The sequence below is a fragment of the Microbulbifer maximicatervae (SeqCode) genome, from assembly GCF_052467825.1.
In genome coordinates this window covers 2,655,306-2,673,777 of sequence record NZ_CP174327.1, presented here as the reverse complement: position 1 = coordinate 2,673,777, position 18,472 = coordinate 2,655,306, and the positions used below count along the sequence as shown (strand labels likewise).

The following is an 18,472-nucleotide window of genomic DNA, read 5'->3' as shown; positions in this document are numbered from 1 at the left end:
CTATGCCGCAGGCACTGCTCGAACGGTATTATCGGCTTCGGCATCGTTTACCTTCTCGGTAATCGTGCGGTAAACGTTGTAAGCCATCAGCAGCATACCCACCAGGAACATGGCGCCGCCCAACCAGCGAACTACATAGCCCGGATGGCTGGCTACAACACTCTCTACGAAGCTGTAAGTCAGGGTGCCGTCGGCGTTAAATGCACGCCACATCAGGCCCTGGGTAATACCGTTAACCCACATAGCGGCGATGTACAGAACAGTACCTACAGTGGCCAGCCAGAAGTGCGCGTTGATCAGCTTGGAGCTGTACATTTCGCGGCGTTTCCACAGAACCGGAACCAAGTGATACAGAGCACCGATAGAGATCATGGCAACCCAGCCCAAAGCGCCGGAGTGTACGTGGCCAACGGTCCAGTCAGTGTTGTGAGACAGGGCGTTTACAGTCTTGATGGACATCATCGGACCTTCGAAGGTAGACATACCGTAGAAGGACAGGGATACCACCAGGAAGCGCAGGGTCGGGTCGGTGCGCAGCTTATGCCATGCTCCGGACAGGGTCATGATGCCGTTGATCATACCGCCCCAGGAAGGTGCCAGCAGAATCAGGGACATAACCATCGCCAGGCTCTGAGCCCAGTCGGGCAGCGCTGAGTAGTGCAGGTGGTGACCACCAGCCCATACGTACAGGGAGATCAGTGCCCAGAAGTGAACGATAGACAGCTGGTAGGAATAAACCGGACGACCAGCTTGCTTAGGTACGAAGTAGTACATGATGCCGAGGAAGGCTGCAGTCAGGAAGAACCCTACTGCGTTGTGGCCATACCACCACTGGATCATTGCGTCCTTAGTGCCCGAATAGATAGAGTAGGACTTGAACGGGCCAACAGGAATCTCCAGGTTATTAACAATATGGAGAACAGCAATAGTTACGATGTAAGCACCGAAGAACCAGTTCGCCACGTAGATGTGAGAAGTCTTACGCTTCATGATGGTGCCGAAGAACACCAGCGCGTAAGCAACCCAAACCAGGGCAATCAGGATATCGATAGGCCACTCGAGCTCAGCGTATTCCTTGGTGGAAGTGAAGCCCATCGGCAGAGTAATTGCCGCGGCGACGATAACGGCCTGCCATCCCCAGAAGGTGAAGGGGATCAGCCAGCCACCCCAAAGGCGGACCTGACAGGTACGCTGTACCACATAGTAAGAAGTGGCAAAGAGAACACTACCACCAAAGGCGAAAATTACCGCGTTGGTGTGCAGGGGCCTCAAGCGCCCGAAGTGCGAGAAGGGCTGCCAAAAGTCGTTGAGTTCAGGCCAGGCTAGCTGGGCTGCGATCAATACGCCCATGCCCATACCAAAAATGCCCCAGACCACGGACATGATGGTGAACTGGCGCACGATATTGTAGTCATAGTCCGGCACAGGGCCGGTCTTTGCCACCGTTGTCGTCATGTTTTTACTTCCGTTGCTTTTAAGATTCGGTTCCACTGTGCGGGACTGGCCCACCACAGAAGGTGTGTAACCACAATGTGTGAGGCACTGTGGTTACTATTGGCCGGATAAGGATTTAAGCGCATCCTTGCCCGGTGATTGCTGATCTAAATCAACTAAATCAATTTTCTTCCTTTACCTGCGGCAATGCGCAGGCGCAGGGCGTTGAGCTTGATAAAGCCCTCTGCATCCTTCTGGTCGTAAGCGCCAGCATCGTCTTCGAAGGTAGCGATACGCTCATCGAAGAGGCTGTCCGCAGAGCGACGGCCCACAGCACTCACGCTGCCTTTGTACAGTTTCAGGCGAACTTCGCCGTTAACCACATCCTGGGACTCATCGATCGCAGCCTGCAGCATGCTGCGCTCCGGGGACCACCAGTAACCGTTGTAAACCAGCTCGGCGTAGCGCGGCATCAGGGAATCCTTCATGTGCGCAACTTCGCGATCCAGGGTAATGGACTCAATGGCGCGGTGCGCCTTCATCAAAATGGTGCCGCCCGGTGTTTCATAGCAGCCGCGGGACTTCATTCCCACGTAGCGGTTTTCCACGATATCCAGACGACCGATACCGTTGGCTCCGCCCAACTTGTTCAGCTTCTCAAGCAAAGTAGCAGGGCTTAAGCGCTCACCGTCGATGGAAACGGGATCGCCCTTCTCAAAACCCAAAGTAATGTAGGTGGGTTCTTCTGGAGCCGCCTCGGGGCTCACACTCCAGCGCCACATATCCTCTTCGGCTTCCGCCCAGGGGTCTTCGAGGTTGCCGCCCTCGTAAGAGATGTGCAGCAGGTTGGCATCCATGGAGTAAGGGGATTTCTTCTTGCTGGAAGAGAAGTCCACCGGAATATTGTGCTGCTCGCAGTACTGCATCAGCTTTTCGCGGGAGTTCAGGTCCCACTCGCGCCAGGGGGCAATCACCTGAATGCCCGGCTTCAGCGCGTAAGCGCCCAGTTCGAAGCGCACCTGGTCATTACCTTTACCGGTAGCACCGTGGGAAATGGCATCGGCGCCAGTCTCGTTGGCAATCTCAATCAGGCGCTTGGCGATCAGCGGGCGCGCAATAGAGGTACCCAGCAGGTACTCCCCTTCATAAATCGCATTGGCGCGGAACATCGGGAAAACGAAATCGCGCACATACTCTTCGCGCAGATCGTCGATATAAATCTCTTTAACCCCGAGGGCCTCGGCCTTGGCACGGGCCGGTTCCACCTCTTCACCCTGGCCGATATCAGCGGTGAAAGTCACCACTTCACAACCGTAAGTCTCCTGCAACCATCGCACGATTACTGACGTATCCAATCCACCGGAGTATGCCAGTACCACCTTTTCGATTTTGCTCATTGCTGTCCTCTGCTGCCGGAAATACGCCGCCACGACTAAACCGCGGAGACGGGGAATGCCACTACGCGAAACTAGTGTCGGTCTGGGGGAGTTATTCTTGGAGATATGCCCAGGATCGGTAAATTGCGGGCACAACAATACCCACACTCTTTGTCGGGGCGCGATTGTAGCGCCTAAGCTCGCGATCGACTAGCGCCAAGGCGCGAGTAAGCACAATTGATTGATTTTTAACCTTTTCGTGCATCGCAATTTTGTACAGCTTCGGGTAGCATTCGCGCCGCACAACGACTCACTACGCTAAGAAGCTTTACGGAGTACCATGACGGAGCAAATTACCCTTCGCGCCCCCGACGACTGGCACATTCACCTGCGCGACGGCGCCGCTCTCGGGCGCACCGTGCCCGATGCTGCAAAACAATTCCGCCGCGTGATTGTAATGCCCAACCTGGTACCCCCAGTGACCGATGCCGAAAGTGCAGTGGCATATAAGGAACGTATCAACGCCAATGTTCCCGCCGACACTCCTTTCGAACCCTTGATGGTGATCTACCTCACTGACAAGACCGACGCCGCCGTTATTCGCAAGGCCCATGAAGCCGGCGTTATCGCCGCCAAACTGTACCCAGCGGGCGCGACCACCAACTCAGATTCCGGCGTTACCGATATCGCCAACATCTACCCGGCCCTGGAAGAAATGCAGGCCTGCGGTATGAAGCTGCTGGTACACGGTGAAGTGACCACCAGCGATATCGATATCTTCGACCGCGAGCAGGCTTTTATCGAGAAAACCCTGTCCCGCCTGGTAGATGATTTCCCCACGCTGAAAGTGGTGTTTGAACATATCACCACCGCCCAAGCAGTAGAGTTTGTACAAGGTGCCCGCGAAGGCGTTGCCGCAACCATTACTGCACACCACCTGCTGTACAACCGCAACCATATGCTGGTTGGCGGTATCCAGCCGCATTTTTACTGCCTGCCGATCCTCAAGCGCGGCTACCATCAAAATGCACTGATCGAAGCGGCCACCAGCGGTAACCCGAAGTTTTTCCTCGGCACCGACTCAGCCCCCCACGCCCACCACAAAAAAGAACACTCCTGTGGTTGCGCCGGCTGCTATACCGCCTACTCCGCTATTGAGCTCTACGCAGAAGTATTCGAGCGCGCGGGCAAACTGGACAAGCTGGAAGGCTTTGCCAGTGAGTTCGGCCCCGACTTTTACGAGCTGCCGCGCAACGAGGGCACCATCACCCTGGTCAAGAGCCCCTGGACCCTGCCGGAAAAACTGGATATGGGTGGTGAAAATCTGATTCCCCTCGCAGCCGGTGAAACCTTAAACTGGCAACTTGCGTAATCGGCGAGTGCCCTGATTACAGCGCCTGCGGGAGAACACTCCCGGCAGGCGCCGCAATTCGAATACAATACCCTGCCCCACCAGCGCCAAATGCTGCTGGCCTGAAGACAAGATTTACAAGGAACCACCGTGACACCCGCCGAAGAACCCACAGGACCAAAAAGCTCTCTCGCCCAGCGATTCCGAGGCTTTCTGCCCGTGGTCATCGACCTTGAAACCGGCGGCTTTAACGCCCGCACCGATGCACTGCTGGAAATTTCTGCGGTTATCCTCGACATGGATGACTCCGGCAACCTCTTCCCGCTGGAGACCCACAGTTTCCACCTGGAGCCTTTTGAGGGCGCCAATGTTGAGCAATCCGCTCTCGACTTTATTGGCATCGACCTGGAATCCCCGGACCGCGACGCCTGGCCTGAAGAAATCGCCATCCCCGAGCTGTTCCGCAAGATTCGCAGCGCCGTGAAAAAGCACAGCTGCACCCGCGCCATCGTGGTTGCCCACAATGCCCACTTCGACCTGGGCTTCGTCAATGCAGCAGTCGAGCGGACCGGTATCAAGCGCAACCCATTTCACCCCTTCTCCTGCTTCGATACCGCCAGTCTCGCCGGCCTCGCCTACGGCCAGACCGTATTGGCCAAAGCTTGCCAGGTTGCTGGAATCGAGTTTGATAACAACTGCGCCCACTCCGCCGAGTACGACGCAGAAAAAACCGCAACCCTGTTTTGCGGCATCGTGAACAAGTGGAAAGAGATGGGCGGTTGGCCGCTGGAAACCGAAGAAACCACAGAAGAAGCTGAATAACGCACTATCTTCCGGGCTGCCTCGAAGCGGCCCGATTTATCCAAAAACGACAGAATTATTCGAAAGCTGTCGACAAAACACCCGCTATGTGCAGACTCTGGCCACTTGGGTGATTTTTTGTGCAAGCCGTGCTAATATGGCCCGCTTACACATAAAAACCGGATAGCGCCGTGGCCAAGAAACCTTCCTCTTCCTCCAATCGCAAACAAGCCGCTCCCCTCGAGACCAGCGAAAGTATCGAGGAGCAGGTAAAGGCGTTCCTCGCCGGTGGCGGTGAGATCGAGCAGGTGCCCAAAGGGGTGAGCGGCCAGACCAATACTTCCGGCCCCAAGCACATCACCCTCGGCAAAAAGCCCAGAGCCTAACCTCCGCGCAATAAAAAACCCCGACGGCGCTCCGCTGACCAGCAGCAAAGCGCGGCCGGGGCCGCTCGAATATGGCTGCGTCAACGCAGCCACTTCTCATTCACATCAGGGCATTTCTTCCAGTTCTGCGCCCTCTTTCACCGGCGGCATCAGGTCTTCTTTGTTGATATTCAAAGCCATCAGCACGTTGGCAGCTACGTAAACAGAGGAGTAAGTACCCACAACCACACCCACGATCAAGGCCAGGGAGAAGTTGTGGATCAATTCGCCACCGAAGAACTGCAGCGCCCACAGCACCAGCAAGGTGGTGAAGGACGTCATAAAGGTACGGCCCAGGGTCTGGCTGATAGAGATATTGATAATCTCCTCAGACTCAGCCTTGCGCACCTTGCGGAAGTTCTCGCGGATACGGTCCGATACCACGATAGTATCGTTCAGGGAGTAACCGATCACCGCCAACACGGCCGCCAGCACGGTTAAATCGAAGTCCAATCCCATCACCGCAAAGAAGCCCAGCACGATAATCACATCGTGGCCCAGAGCCGCTACAGCGCCGAAAGAGAACTTGTACTGGAAGCGCAGGGCAACGTAGATCATTACCATAAACAGGGCCAGCATCATGCCCAAGCCGCCGTCGTCGCGCAGCTCGGCGCCTACCTGAGGGCCCACCATCTCGACACGGCGCAGCTCAACATCGCCCTCACTGCCCTCTCTCAGGAGAGCGACAACCTTGTCACCGATCGGTGTCGTTGTTTCCTGATCGGTAGCGCTGATCTGGATTTCTTCCTCGGTCACCGCAGGGGGCAACTTGATCAGCAGGTCCTTTTCAGAACCAAAATTCACTACCGTGGCACCGTCGTAACCCGCTGCTTCCAGCTGATCGCGCACGTCGCTGATAAAAGGCGTTACCTCGTAGCCCACTTCAACCTGGGTACCACCGGTAAAGTCCAGGCCGAACTTCAGGCCGTTCATTGCCAGTGCGGCGATAGAGGAAAGTACCAGCACCACCGAGACAATCCCGGCGATCTTGCGCCAGCGCATAAAGTCGTAGACGCGCTTGCCCATGTACTCGGTAATTTTGCCGTTATCCACTTTGGTCTCACTCATGACTGACTCCCTTAAATCCAGAGCTTCTGCACACGGCGACCGCCGTAGAACAAGTTAACAATTGCTCGCGTACCCATGATGGCACTGAACATGGAGGTGAGAATACCGATAGACAGGGTTACCGCGAAGCCCTGTACCGGACCGGAACCAATGGCATACAGGATCACCGCCACAATCAGGGTGGTGATGTTCGCATCCACAATGGTGCTGTAAGCATTGTCAAAACCGGCACTGATCGCTGTCTGGGGAGGCATCCCATTCCTGAGCTCCTCCCGTATTCGCGAGAATATAAGCACGTTGGCATCCACCGCCATACCCACGGTCAATACGATACCGGCGATACCAGGCAGCGTGAGGGTTGCACCCAGCAGCGACATCACCGCCACCAGCAGGATCATATTCACCGCCAGGGCCAGGTTCGCAGCCAAGCCAAATACGCGGTAGGAAATCAGCATACAGATAATCACGGCCAGCAGACCGATCTGTACGGATTGCACACCCACCTTGATGTTATCAGCACCCAGGGATGGGCCGATCACACGCTCTTCCACAAAGTACATGGGCGCAGCCAGGGCACCAGCACGCAGCAACAGGGCCAGTTCCTGGGCTTCGGCCGGGCTATCCAGACCGGTGGTGCGGAACTGCTTGCCCAGGGCACTCTGTACTGTGGCCAGGCTGATAATTTTTCGCTCTTCAGTGCGCTTCTGCACGGTAACTTCGTTACCATTTTCGTCGATCTCAGTTACCGGCTCAAAGCGAGTCTCGATAAACAGGGTGCCCATACGGCGACCGACATTTTTCCAGGTAGCGCGGTGCATCATCTCGCCGCCACGGGCGTCGAGGGTGATATTTACCTGCGGGAAGCCGCTCTCGTCGTAACCGACGCGGGCATTGGTAACGCTGTCACCCTTGATAATGATCTGGCGCTCCAACCAGGCACCACCGTACATCTGCGCCTGACGCTCATCGCGGTAATCGAAGTATTCCTTGTTGGAAACCAGCTCATCTGGGCGAGCTTCCATACGGTATTCGAGGTTGGCAGTCTTACCGATAATACGCTTGGCCTCTGCGGTGTCCTGTACACCGGGCAGCTCCACAACGATACGGTTGCGGCCCTGGCGCTGTACGATCGGCTCAGCAACACCCAGCTCGTTCACCCGATTGCGCAGGGTGGTGAGGTTCTGGGTTACTGCGTAATCTTCCAGCTGCTTGATTTCCTGATCGGTCAGGGTTGCGCGGATCTCCAGGTTTTCACCGCTGCCGGACTCGCGCAACTGAAGCTGCGGAAATTCCTTGCGCAGGGTGGACATCGCCCGGCTGCGCAGCTCATCGTTGCGGAAACGGGCAATAATCTCGCGATCATCCACCAATTCCACATTGCGGTAACGGGCCTTGGCTTCGCGCAGTTTGCTTTTCACTTCCTGCTCGTAGCTTTCCATGTTGTTCTTGACGATGGTGTTGGTGTCGACTTCCATCAGGAAGTGAACACCACCCGCCAGATCCAGACCGAGCTTCATCGGGCTAGCGCCGATATCTTTCATCCACTGGGGCGTGGTGGAAGCCAGGTTCAGGGCGACAACATAGTTGGTGGTACCGAGAGCTTTTTGAATCACCTCTTTCGCCGGCAACTGCTCCTCCATGGAGTTCAAGCGGATCAGTACTGACTTGTCCCCAACTTCACCGCCGAAGTGAGCAATACCCGCTTCATCCAGGGCTTTTTGTGCATTCGCAAGGACATCGGGGCCGATGGTGAGTGCACTGGATTGCCCGGAAATCTGCACGGCAGGGTCCGGCTTATAGAGATTGGGCGCGGCGTACATCAGGCCAAAGGCCACAACCGCGAGAATCAGAAAGTACTTCCAGATCGGGTAGCGATTCATGCTGTTCTCATTGTTCTAGTGTGACCCCGAGGGCCGGTAAATCTTGGCAATCTGCCTAAGCAATTTGCCTGGATATGCGGGCAGTATACGCAGAATGCAAGGTACACCGCCCCCAATAAAAGTGGGGGCTGATTATACGGGGATCGTGGGAACGGACAAATTACAGGGGTGCCGCAATGAGACGGGCAGCACCCCAGGCAGGGTAAAAGCGACGCCTGATCAGGCCTCCAGCGCTGGAACCTCGCGGCCCAGACCACGGTAGAACTCGGCGACATAAGCCTCCAACTCATTGGCGGCAATGGCATCGCGCAGCTTTTGCATTAAGCGCTGGTAGTGGCGCAAATTGTGAATCGTATTCAGCTGCGCACCGAGAATTTCACCACAGCGATCCAAGTGATGCAGGTAAGCGCGGGAGAAATTCTCACAGGTGTAGCAATCGCATTCTTCCTCCAAGGGACCCGTATCGTGACGGTGCCTGGCGTTGCGGATTTTCACCACGCCTTCGAAGGTAAACAGGTGGCCGTTGCGCGCATTGCGAGTGGGCATGACACAGTCGAACATATCCACACCGCGACGCACCGCCTCGACAATATCCTCCGGCTTACCCACGCCCATCAGGTAGCGCGGCTTATCTTCCGGCATCTTGTGAGCCAGGTGATCCAATACCTTGATCATCTCATCTTTCGGCTCACCCACAGACAAGCCGCCAATGGCATAGCCATCGAAACCAATCTCGGTCAGGCCGCGCAGGGACACATCGCGCAACTCCGGGTACATACCGCCCTGCACAATACCGAACAGCGCCGACGGGCTATCTCCGTGAGCCTTCTTGGAACGCTCCGCCCAACGCAGGGACAACTCCATAGATTTGCGCGCTTCGTCAGTGGTGGCCGGATAAGGGGTGCACTCATCGAAGATCATGACGATATCGGAACCCAGGTCCCGCTGAACGCGCATGGACTCTTCTGGGTCCAGGAATACCGGGCTGCCATCGATAGGCGAGCGGAAAGAAACCCCCTCTTCCGTAATCTTGCGCAGCTCACCCAGGCTAAACACCTGGAAACCGCCGGAGTCGGTAAGGATCGGGCCGGACCATTGAGTAAAGTCATGCAGATCGCCGTGGGCTTTAACCACTTCGGTACCCGGGCGCAGCATCAGGTGGAAGGTGTTGCCCAGAATAATCTGTGCACCGATCCCTTCGATATCCCTCGGCAACATACCTTTCACGGTGCCGTAAGTGCCCACCGGCATAAACGCCGGGGTTTCCACTACACCGCGAGGGAAACGCAAGCGGCCGCGACGGGCCTTGCCATCAGTGGTATCCACTTCAAACTGCATAAAACATTCGCGGCTCACTGGGTATCTCCTTTCGCTAGTGCTACTTCTTCTTTTTTGGCATTGGGATCGCGGGTAATAAACATGGCATCGCCGTAACTAAAGAAGCGATAGCGCTCCTCAACAGCGGCCTTATAAGCGGCCATCGTGTGCTGGTACCCCGCGAAGGCACTCACCAGCATCAATAAGGTGGACTCCGGCAGATGGAAGTTGGTGATCAATTTATCCACAACCTGGAATTCATAACCGGGATAAATAAAGATATCTGTCTCCCCCACCGTGGCCTGTAACTGGCCACTGCGCGCCGCACTTTCCAGCGCGCGCACACTGGTGGTACCCACCGCAATCACGCTGCCATTGCGAGCGCGGCAAGCGGCTACCGCATCCACCACATCCTGGGAGACATCCAGCACTTCGCTGTGCATCTGGTGCTCATAAATATTGTCCACGCGCACCGGCTGGAAAGTACCAGCGCCCACATGCAGGGTGACGAAGACAACCTCGGCACCTTTATCCCGCAATGCGCCGATCATCTCATCATCAAAGTGCAGCCCCGCCGTCGGCGCGGCCACAGCACCGGCGTTGCGGCCGTATACGGTTTGGTAGCGCTCGCGATCGCTGGCATCGTCTTCACGATCAATATAAGGAGGCAGCGGCATATGGCCGAGGCGGTCCAGAATCGCCAGCACACCTTCTTCTTTAGGGAAGGACAATTCAAACAGTGCATCCTTGCGGCCTGTCACCTCTATACGGGTGCCGTCCTCGAGGACGATGGTGGAACCGGGCTTAGGCGACTTACTGGAGCGCACATGGGCCCAGATATCCGTCTCGTTGAGCACCCGCTCCACCAGGATTTCCAACTTACCGCCGGTCTCCTTCTGCGCGAACAAACGCGCCGGAATCACCCGGGTATCGTTAAAGACTATCAGGTCACCAGCTTGGACCTGATCGAGAATATCTGGGAACTGCCGATGTGCAATGGCCCCGCTGGGCCCATCCAGACACAAAAGACGGCTGCCACGGCGCTCCTCGGTGGGCGCGCGGGCGATCAGCTCATCGGGCAGATGAAAGTCAAAGTCCTGACGCTGCATGGAATCCTGGAAATCTAGAAACTATGGAGAGGTCGCGAAGGTTATAGGAAATTTTAGGAGCTGTTAACTGGGACGACAGAAAATGCGCTAAGTTATTGAAATCACTGGTTGACCCAAGCGAAAGCATTGCTATAATCACGCCCTCTTCGCACCGACCCCAAGGTCGAGCAGCGAAAGTGCCAGAGTGGTGAAATTGGTAGACACAGGGGATTCAAAATCCCCCGCCCTTAAAAGCGTGCCGGTTCGAGTCCGGCCTCTGGTACCATATCTCAAACCCGCGATAGCGTAGGCTTTTGCGGTTTTTTTGTTTCTGGCTTACCTTCCCTCAATTTTGAAGAATGGCGCTTAAAAGCTCCAGAGTGACCACATTGTGTCCACACCGGATTTTTTTGCCCCCCCCCTTGCCCACATGTGGACACCATCAATCTATTGCTTTCCCCTTGTGAAGCTTCTCTTCATTTCTCTTCACAACTCTTCAAAGTGTGAAATCCAATTCTTACCCAAACCCCGCACCAGCTCAGGCCAGGGCCGCTAGTCTCATTTCATCAACTAAAAGAGCGACAAAAATCGGCAAGCGTGGGGAGGAGTGACCGGCAGCCCTTTTGCTGATGTATTTTTGATCAGACCTGCATGGAAGCTACAGAAATTCCGGGGTTTGAAGGGAATTGATAGTTTTGGTTGCTTCAGGGAAGAGTTTTGAAATTTCATTAGGGCGTGATTGCTGTGTGCTACAGGTTTTGGAGCACCCTCTCTGAGTGATAAGATTTTGTTAAGAAATACATTCTAAGCGGGAACAAAGTAAACCCCATAAGAAAAGCTAGCAAACGCTACCATCAGCTGACACCTAAACAGTGGGTACAAAGATGAAGTCTGTTTTTATAGATGAGAGTGGCTATACAGGTTACGACCTACTAAACCAGGAACAACCTTTTCAAGCCGCATCAGCTGTTTACATTTCAGATCATGACGCAAGTGAACTGATTGGAAAGCATTTCCCCAATCTAAGATCAAATGAACTAAAATATAGCAGATTAGCACGCAGAGAAAACCATTGGGAAAACTTGCTCGCACTACAAAAGGAACTCCTAACTAAATTTGATTGCGTAAGCTACATATGCAATAAAAAATATTTACTCATCTTACATTTTTTAAATTATGCAACAGAACCCTTTTACCATGAAAAAGGGACTAATTTTTACGAAGCTGGATCGCTCTACAATTTAGCTTCAGCACTATATTACGAAGGCCACGCCATCTTAACGGGCCATAAATTCCGGAAAATATTAGAGCTTTTCCAGTATGCAATGAAATCCAAAAGTGAAATATCAGTAATAGGGCTTATCGAAGAAATAAAAAGCTCACCGTGGAGGAAGCTTCCCGAGGTATTTGGACCGCTAGCGGAGGAGAACAATGCATGCAAAAAATCGATAACTAGCGAGGAAACCTCCACTGACGGCGCACTTGTAGCACTTCTATCCATAATAACAAGATTAGAGGACTTATTAGACCACAGTTACGACATCATCCATGATCGCTCTAAAAACCTTGAGCAATACGACAAATTTCTACAAGAAATAATAAAACACCAAAATAACACTTGCTTTAGACTATCCCAACTAACAAAATTAAAATTCCCTTTAAAGTTAGTCAGCATAACTCAAGTTGACTCAAAAAAATCATCCGGGGTTCAACTTGCTGACATTCTTGTTGGAGGCATCATAGATGGATCAAAGGCTATCACAGGAAGAAAAACCAATGAATACAACAATATTATTTACAAACTTTACAAAGACAACCAACTGATCCACTTACTACCAAATTCAAACATAAGCGAGAACAATAATTTTAGACGGGGGTCCCAGTCAAATGAAATGATTAACTACTTTGAAGAGCATTTCAGTTAACTCGTAGTATTTTAATACTTCGGGCAGTTTTGAGGATAAGATTGTTCGCGATGATGGAATCCTTGGGCTGAGACTGAGAAACAAGGCTCCTGAAATCTAAAATAATTCTGGACACCCGTAAAAGTAGTATTCACCAGGAGAAATATTAAACAAACTCACAAACTCCACAAAAAATACAGGGAGCAGCCATGCTTCACTGAAGCAGATCCAAAACTACAACATGAAAGATTACGAAAAGCCTTTGCAAAATTAGGCATAGAATAACCTAACGCCACCCCGATCAAGACAAGACCTGGAAACATCAATTTAAATATCGCCCTCAAACCTACAGCCATGACAATAAACACCCTAGCAAGCATATCGTATAAATCGAAATATGCCTACGACTATGACTTAACATAAGGGAACCCCACACAAAGACAGCAGATGACCCTGCATCATCTAAGCTCGAAGAATTCAGAAAGCTAAATAAGGTTATAAATTTTTAAACTTGGCAACCACTCAAGAGGAGGGCTTACAATCAGCCCTAACCCTAGATACATGTAAGTTGACTTTATTGATCCTAAAGAGCCATTTGATCGCCACAGGGAAATAGGTTTCAAGCCCACGGTAGAAACTCAGAAAACTGCCCTTGTCAAAATTTCTGAGCATGCGTTGCCAGCCAACCCATATTACTATTAATCCCTCGTATCTACGTAAACGTCAACTCTCCCTCCCCTTTCGTAGGTTTGCACCAAGAGCTCAATGCGATACTAAAAATAAAGCCCCTCAAACATAAAAACATAATACTCACTCCTTAGATCGAACCATATATCAACATTAAAACTATCCAGCACATATCCTCCAAGCACCGAATCAACTTGCCCCGAAATTTATAAATATGGAAATTTTTATACATTTATTGACAGCAAACGCCACATTATCCTTTTCTGAGTTCAAAAACATCTACATCATTCTCCCTTTGAGCACATAATCATGGAGAACCATCAGCTCTTGGCCATGTCACTAATTTCACGCTACAATACCCAGATAAGCATTATATCTGGAGCTCTCACAAATGGACATGGACTATGAAATGGCTGTATTAGCCGCCCTTGTTCAATTGGATAGACCTACCTGCCCCAAGATCACTGAGGAGACAGGTATCTCAGCCCAGCGGGTCAACATCGCCCTCAAGCACCTAAAAGATCTCCTCGACATTGTTATCTATTGGCATGGCACCAATAAAACCGGCTATTACCAAATCGAATCATGGGGTACTTTTGAAAGTCGCAAATCAATTAAACCCAAAGCTTATGCCCTGAATCTTCAAGTTTATAAAACAATGGAAGTATTTGAGTACGAGCCTGCGCGCTTCAAAAAATGTTACGCCAATGAGGTGAAGTTACACAATTATCGCCATAGTCTTAAGCTAGAAGGATTTACTATATCAACTTCCCAGTCGTCAACGCATAGCCCTCAAGAGCGAGCCGAACGTCGTACCGCCCTGAAAGAGAAGTATACTAAACTACAACAAAGTGCTGATCGTTAGTATGACGCTAGATAAATACGGCACTGGTAATGATCCTTACTGCTATCACGATAGTGATGTACTAATAAATCTCTTAAATATCGAAGATGATGAGGAACTAGCAGAAGTAGAAGCCCGCCTGACAGAGCTAGCGGTTGAAGAAATCGAATTTAACCCACCTCCATATAAGTTCGAATATTTTAAGGCAATACACCGACAACTATTTGAGGATGTCTATGGGTGGGCAGGTGAACTACGCACCATCGACATATCAAAAGGTGACACACGATTCTGCACTTGCTCCCGTGTTACGGCAGAAGCCAACAAACTATTTCAAAAACTGGCGGATGCAGACTATTACGAAAACCACAATCGAAACACCCTTGTCTCAGAAATCGCTGAATTCTATATCGAACTAAATATGATTCACCCTTTTCGTGAGGGTAATGGCCGCGCCCAGCGTATCTTGTTTGAGCATATCATTATTAACACTAGCCATGAATTTAATTTAGAAAGTATTACACGGCACGAATGGATCGCAGCCAATATAGCCGGTGTAAACTGTAATTATGCACCAATGTCTGCTTTATTTGATCGTTGTATTGGCCCCAAATTAAGTGAAACCTCTATATAAAACGACTCTAGAACAACAATTTCAAGAATTCTGCAACAAAAATTCTGGACATCCACAAAAATAGTACCAATTCTAGACACCCACAAAAGTGCTACCTTCAAGCGCAACCAATGCCTCTTCTACACAGTACTCAAATCTCACTAGAGGCCACGTCCTATTATCACTGCGTTTCCCGCTGTGTACGAAGAGCATTTCTGTGTGGCAGAGATACAGAGTCTGGTAAAAACTATGAGTATTGTCGCGAATGGATTGAATCTAGGATGCACGATCTGGCTTCAGTCTTCGCTATTGATATCGCTGCCTATGCAGTAATCAGCAACCATTACTATGCCGTACTTTATATCGACAAAGAAAAAGCGCTGAACCGGTCTGATACCGAAGTCACCCTCCGCCGACAGAAAACAGTCAGCGATTCTGGACACCCATAAAATTAGTAGTTTCAAACGCCATCCATATTGACACCACACAAAATACCGGATCAAATGCTGTATAAATAACCACACATATAGGGATAACCAATGCCCCTTCCATCTAGTCTCAAATCTCACTAGAGGGCACCCCTTATTACCACCGCATCTCCCGCTGTGTATGGATAGTATTTTTATGTGCCAGAGATGTAGAATCTGGTAAAAACTATAAGTATCACCTCAGATAAATTAAATCTAGAACACACAATCTTACTTTAAATTTAACTATTGACTTCATCATATATACAATCAGGAGCTACTATCTTCTTGTAATTCAGGATAAACAAATAAATAGCCATCCAGGCCATCAATATTTATATCATAAAATTAGAATGGCATTTTCCATTTAAAAGAATCATTATTACTGAAAATAAAAAGGCATACTTAATTTAAGCTATAAATTTAAGTAAATTTTTGCATCTACAGGCTCATTATATGAACAGTAACAATTTAATTACTTCCGGTGGTTGCTTATGTGGAGCTGTGCGGTACGAGGTTAAAGGACCACTACGCAATGTAGTTAACTGCCATTGTAGTATGTGTCAAAAACTACATGGAAATTTCGGACCTCATGCAAAGGCCCGCAAAGTCAATATTAAGATAACAAAAGATGACGGGCTGGCGTGGTATAAAACATCAGACGTAGCTCGCAGAGGCTTCTGCCAGCAATGTGGCTCGAGCCTATTCTGGGAACCATTTAATCTTGATGCAACTGGAATTATTGCAGGATCACTAGATGGCCCAACCGGGTTGAAAACTATGGGGCATATTTTCACCGGCGAAAAATCTGATTTTTACGAAATTGATGACGAACATCCTCAATTCAAGGGATCATCTGATGGGCAGCTAGTCAATGACTACAAATAGGTAGCTACCAGAGATTTGGGGGGCGCTAGTGCTCAAATCACACTAAAGCTCCCTATCAAATCTACGGACACCCAACTTTTCAGGCCCATATGTTATTTAATTCGTATCCCTAGTGGGCACTTAGGGATCTAATTGAGATAAACCCATCCCTTCTAAGATCTTTTAATCTAGAACCTCCACCAAATACAACCAGTAGAATTCCAGCCCCAAGTATTGGCAAATGCCCTATCAACTCATGGATACCGAGAATAGATGCGGTCAAAATGAAAAAACTTAATACCGTAAGAGTTGCCAACCGTGTTGACCACCCCAGCAAGATAACCAAACCAAAGCAAAACTCAGCCATTCCAGCAGAAAAAACGAAGGTCAAATCGGAGAAGGAGTGCCACCCCAGGTTAGACATGAAGTTCCAATGATAATGCTGTAGAAATTCAAGACCCAAGTGAGGATTGAGCCACTTATTGTGAACTGCCAGAGTCATTAGCTGAAGGCCTAGCCCACAGCGTAAGGCAAGCAGTCCAAGATCTGGCTTTTGGTACAATATAAATGCTAGTGAAAGACCTAAAAATTCAAAGCCGTAATCAATCCAGATTGAGAATGGGTAAGTAGCCATTATTGAGAGCAAAAGCGCGAAGATTAGATACCCGGAGCTTCTTAGGCTAACATCTAAAATTAACACAATACCAATTACCAGCTGAAACTCATTAACAAGACTTTGCGTGGCAGAGAATTCCAGGTTTGGGGCCAGTAATACACCCGAAAAATAATTAAAAACAAAGGTCAACCCAATCAAGGCAGACGTGATATGCCAAATTTTGTGGCGGCCAATGTCGGACCAGAGGTTGGGAAATTTATTAGATACTCTGTGAACAACTACTGTTTCAAGCGACTGTAAGGATCTATTCACCATACAGTATAGAAAGCCCCCCAAAAGAACTAACGCATATATCCAATTCCACTCGAACTCAACTGCATTACCATCGTTTTGTACAAACCAGCGTACATGAGACCACGCAGGAGGAGAAACAAAGTAGCTCATAAAAGCTATAACCAGTAGAAAGCTGTAAGACTTCCTCCGTGTAAACATAATTATTACCTCAATGAATACTGCTTTTAGCCTACAAAAACCTATGCGGGCAGATCTTGCACCTGATCATATATAGTTCACGTATTTAGAGTAAATAAGGTAGCGTTCACATTGCTAGGTACTTAACAAATGTGAAAAAAATAGCATTCTGAGGGGATTCTTTGTCAACCAAAAAATTTCTTGAAGCAAGTTCACAAAGTGTGAAATCATTGCTCATTGGTAATGATCACCAATAGATCTTAGCTATCTTGCGCGCGTCTAGAATGAGCATATTATCCGTCAGACAAATGGGGGAGCAACTACATAAGTCTATTTTTTATTAATAGTTTTACTAAAATCAAAAAAGTGCTGGTTATTTATGATTGAATTTAAAAGATATGCTCACATTGAAGACTTACTGCTTTACTATGCAAAATCATACAAAGATGACTCAATACTTAAAATACTAAAGGAAGGGGTAAATAGCACTAGTGAAGCAGAAGAGTTTTCTCTCTTTATTTGGTGGGTTGTTGATTCTATTCATGATGACCAGGAAAACGAAATAGAGATAATGAGCAGCGCAGGCAATCTTGAAATGTTACCTGATCTCGAATATGAAATATCAGATTATATGCAATCAGTAGGCTTCTACGATGTATGGTGTAGAGTGAGTAAACAGGCTTAATAGTACCAATACTCATTATTCAAGAATTGAAAATAGAAGCTCTACAAACCAGCTTAGTGTTGAGCTGACTAGTACTACTACCATCTCAAGCCTTTATCCCAACAATTCTGGGCACCCACAAAAGTAGCAGCTTCAAAGACAATCCATATTGATACCGCATAAAACGCTGAATCAAACTCTGCATAAATGGCCAGCCAAATAGGGGGTAACCAATGCCTATTCCACGCAGCGCGCAAATCTCATGAGTGGCCACTGCACTTACTTGCGTACATAAAGATGGCAAAAATATGGGGCCGGGTAAAAGATATGGACATCGTCTCAATTGGGGCGGCAAAAGCCAGCTGGCAGATTTCCCAAGATGCGGCAACTTATAACACAACAAGCAATTACAAGCCTGCCGTCCTTTATATCAATAAAAAGACCGCTTTGAACTGTCCTCCATAGCCAAGGCTAGCCTTGAGAAGCCAGGAGCAGACACCGCAACTCACTTCAATGCCATACCACTCACAGACTTAAACTGTTCGTTCGTCTACGAATATGTCGATTCGTCACTTTTTTAAACACCGAGATTACTGTCG

16 protein-coding genes and 1 tRNA gene are annotated in these 18,472 nt (G+C 49.8%); 10 read left to right on the top strand and 7 right to left on the bottom strand.

Translation table 11 applies throughout. The annotated features are described in order from the left end of the window. Positions 1–1,455: a cytochrome-c oxidase, cbb3-type subunit I gene (ccoN, locus tag ACJJII_RS11815; RefSeq protein ID WP_413664700.1), complete on the bottom strand. Its 1,455-nt coding sequence runs from the start codon at positions 1,453–1,455 to the stop codon at positions 1–3. A gap of 155 nt (positions 1,456–1,610) precedes the next feature. Beyond that, on the bottom strand, positions 1,611–2,831 hold the full coding sequence (locus tag ACJJII_RS11810; RefSeq protein ID WP_413664699.1) for an argininosuccinate synthase: 1,221 nt from the start codon (positions 2,829–2,831) through the stop codon (positions 1,611–1,613). Between the two features lie 319 nt (positions 2,832–3,150). Between ACJJII_RS11810 and pyrC the strand changes: the two genes are divergently transcribed. The 3 genes from pyrC (at position 3,151) to ACJJII_RS11795 (ending at position 5,348) form a co-directional block, all read left to right on the top strand. Continuing rightward, the gene (gene pyrC, locus ACJJII_RS11805; protein ID WP_444894895.1) at positions 3,151–4,182 is read left to right on the top strand and encodes a dihydroorotase; all 1,032 of its coding nucleotides are present in this window, start codon (positions 3,151–3,153) and stop codon (positions 4,180–4,182) included. 129 nt (positions 4,183–4,311) lie between these two features. Next, positions 4,312–4,983: a ribonuclease T gene (rnt, locus tag ACJJII_RS11800; RefSeq protein ID WP_282931564.1), complete on the top strand. Its 672-nt coding sequence runs from the start codon at positions 4,312–4,314 to the stop codon at positions 4,981–4,983. 170 nt (positions 4,984–5,153) lie between these two features. Next, a complete protein-coding gene (locus tag ACJJII_RS11795) occupies positions 5,154–5,348 on the top strand; it encodes a PFL_1563 family small protein (RefSeq protein ID WP_413664697.1) in 195 nt (64 codons plus the stop codon). Between the two features lie 105 nt (positions 5,349–5,453). Here the strand turns inward: ACJJII_RS11795 and secF are convergent, their stop codons facing one another. The 4 genes from secF to queA form a co-directional block, all read right to left on the bottom strand. Next, positions 5,454–6,455 carry a protein translocase subunit SecF gene (secF, locus tag ACJJII_RS11790; RefSeq protein ID WP_444894896.1) on the bottom strand — a complete coding sequence of 334 codons (1,002 nt, stop codon included), beginning with the start codon at positions 6,453–6,455 and terminating at the stop codon, positions 5,454–5,456. A gap of 11 nt (positions 6,456–6,466) precedes the next feature. Continuing rightward, a complete protein-coding gene (gene secD, locus ACJJII_RS11785) occupies positions 6,467–8,335 on the bottom strand; it encodes a protein translocase subunit SecD (protein ID WP_444916323.1) in 1,869 nt (622 codons plus the stop codon). A 219-nt stretch (positions 8,336–8,554) separates the two neighbouring features. Next, entirely contained in the window at positions 8,555–9,673 is a 1,119-nt protein-coding gene (gene tgt / locus ACJJII_RS11780; RefSeq protein ID WP_444894765.1) for a tRNA guanosine(34) transglycosylase Tgt, read from the bottom strand. Positions 9,674–9,687: 14 nt separating this feature from the next. Beyond that, positions 9,688–10,761, bottom strand: coding sequence for a tRNA preQ1(34) S-adenosylmethionine ribosyltransferase-isomerase QueA (gene queA, locus ACJJII_RS11775; RefSeq protein WP_444916322.1), 1,074 nt, complete (start codon positions 10,759–10,761; stop codon positions 9,688–9,690). A gap of 178 nt (positions 10,762–10,939) precedes the next feature. Here queA and ACJJII_RS11770 point away from each other — a divergent pair. From ACJJII_RS11770 to ACJJII_RS11745, 6 genes are all read left to right on the top strand, one after another. Next, positions 10,940–11,026 (top strand) — tRNA-Leu (locus ACJJII_RS11770). Positions 11,027–11,624: 598 nt separating this feature from the next. Further along, positions 11,625–12,665 (top strand): DUF3800 domain-containing protein, encoded by a 1,041-nt coding sequence (locus ACJJII_RS11765; protein ID WP_444916321.1) that lies wholly within the window; start codon positions 11,625–11,627, stop codon positions 12,663–12,665. A 1,057-nt stretch (positions 12,666–13,722) separates the two neighbouring features. After that, positions 13,723–14,196, top strand: a complete 474-nt coding sequence (locus ACJJII_RS11760; protein WP_444916320.1) for a YhfG family protein — start codon at positions 13,723–13,725, stop codon at positions 14,194–14,196. 1 nt (position 14,197) lies between these two features. Further along, entirely contained in the window at positions 14,198–14,809 is a 612-nt protein-coding gene (locus ACJJII_RS11755) for a Fic/DOC family protein (protein ID WP_444916319.1), read from the top strand. A 260-nt stretch (positions 14,810–15,069) separates the two neighbouring features. Then, a complete protein-coding gene (locus ACJJII_RS11750) occupies positions 15,070–15,237 on the top strand; it encodes a hypothetical protein (protein WP_444916318.1) in 168 nt (55 codons plus the stop codon). 474 nt (positions 15,238–15,711) lie between these two features. Then, positions 15,712–16,143 (top strand): GFA family protein, encoded by a 432-nt coding sequence (locus ACJJII_RS11745; RefSeq protein ID WP_444916317.1) that lies wholly within the window; start codon positions 15,712–15,714, stop codon positions 16,141–16,143. A 109-nt stretch (positions 16,144–16,252) separates the two neighbouring features. On the opposite strand, the gene ACJJII_RS11740 is transcribed toward ACJJII_RS11745, so the two are convergent. Continuing rightward, a complete protein-coding gene (locus tag ACJJII_RS11740; protein WP_444916316.1) occupies positions 16,253–17,182 on the bottom strand; it encodes a hypothetical protein in 930 nt (309 codons plus the stop codon). 406 nt (positions 17,183–17,588) lie between these two features. Here ACJJII_RS11740 and ACJJII_RS11735 point away from each other — a divergent pair, with 406 nt between their 5' ends. Beyond that, positions 17,589–17,894: a hypothetical protein gene (locus tag ACJJII_RS11735; protein ID WP_444916315.1), complete on the top strand. Its 306-nt coding sequence runs from the start codon at positions 17,589–17,591 to the stop codon at positions 17,892–17,894. The last annotated feature ends 578 nt before the right edge of the window (positions 17,895–18,472 follow it).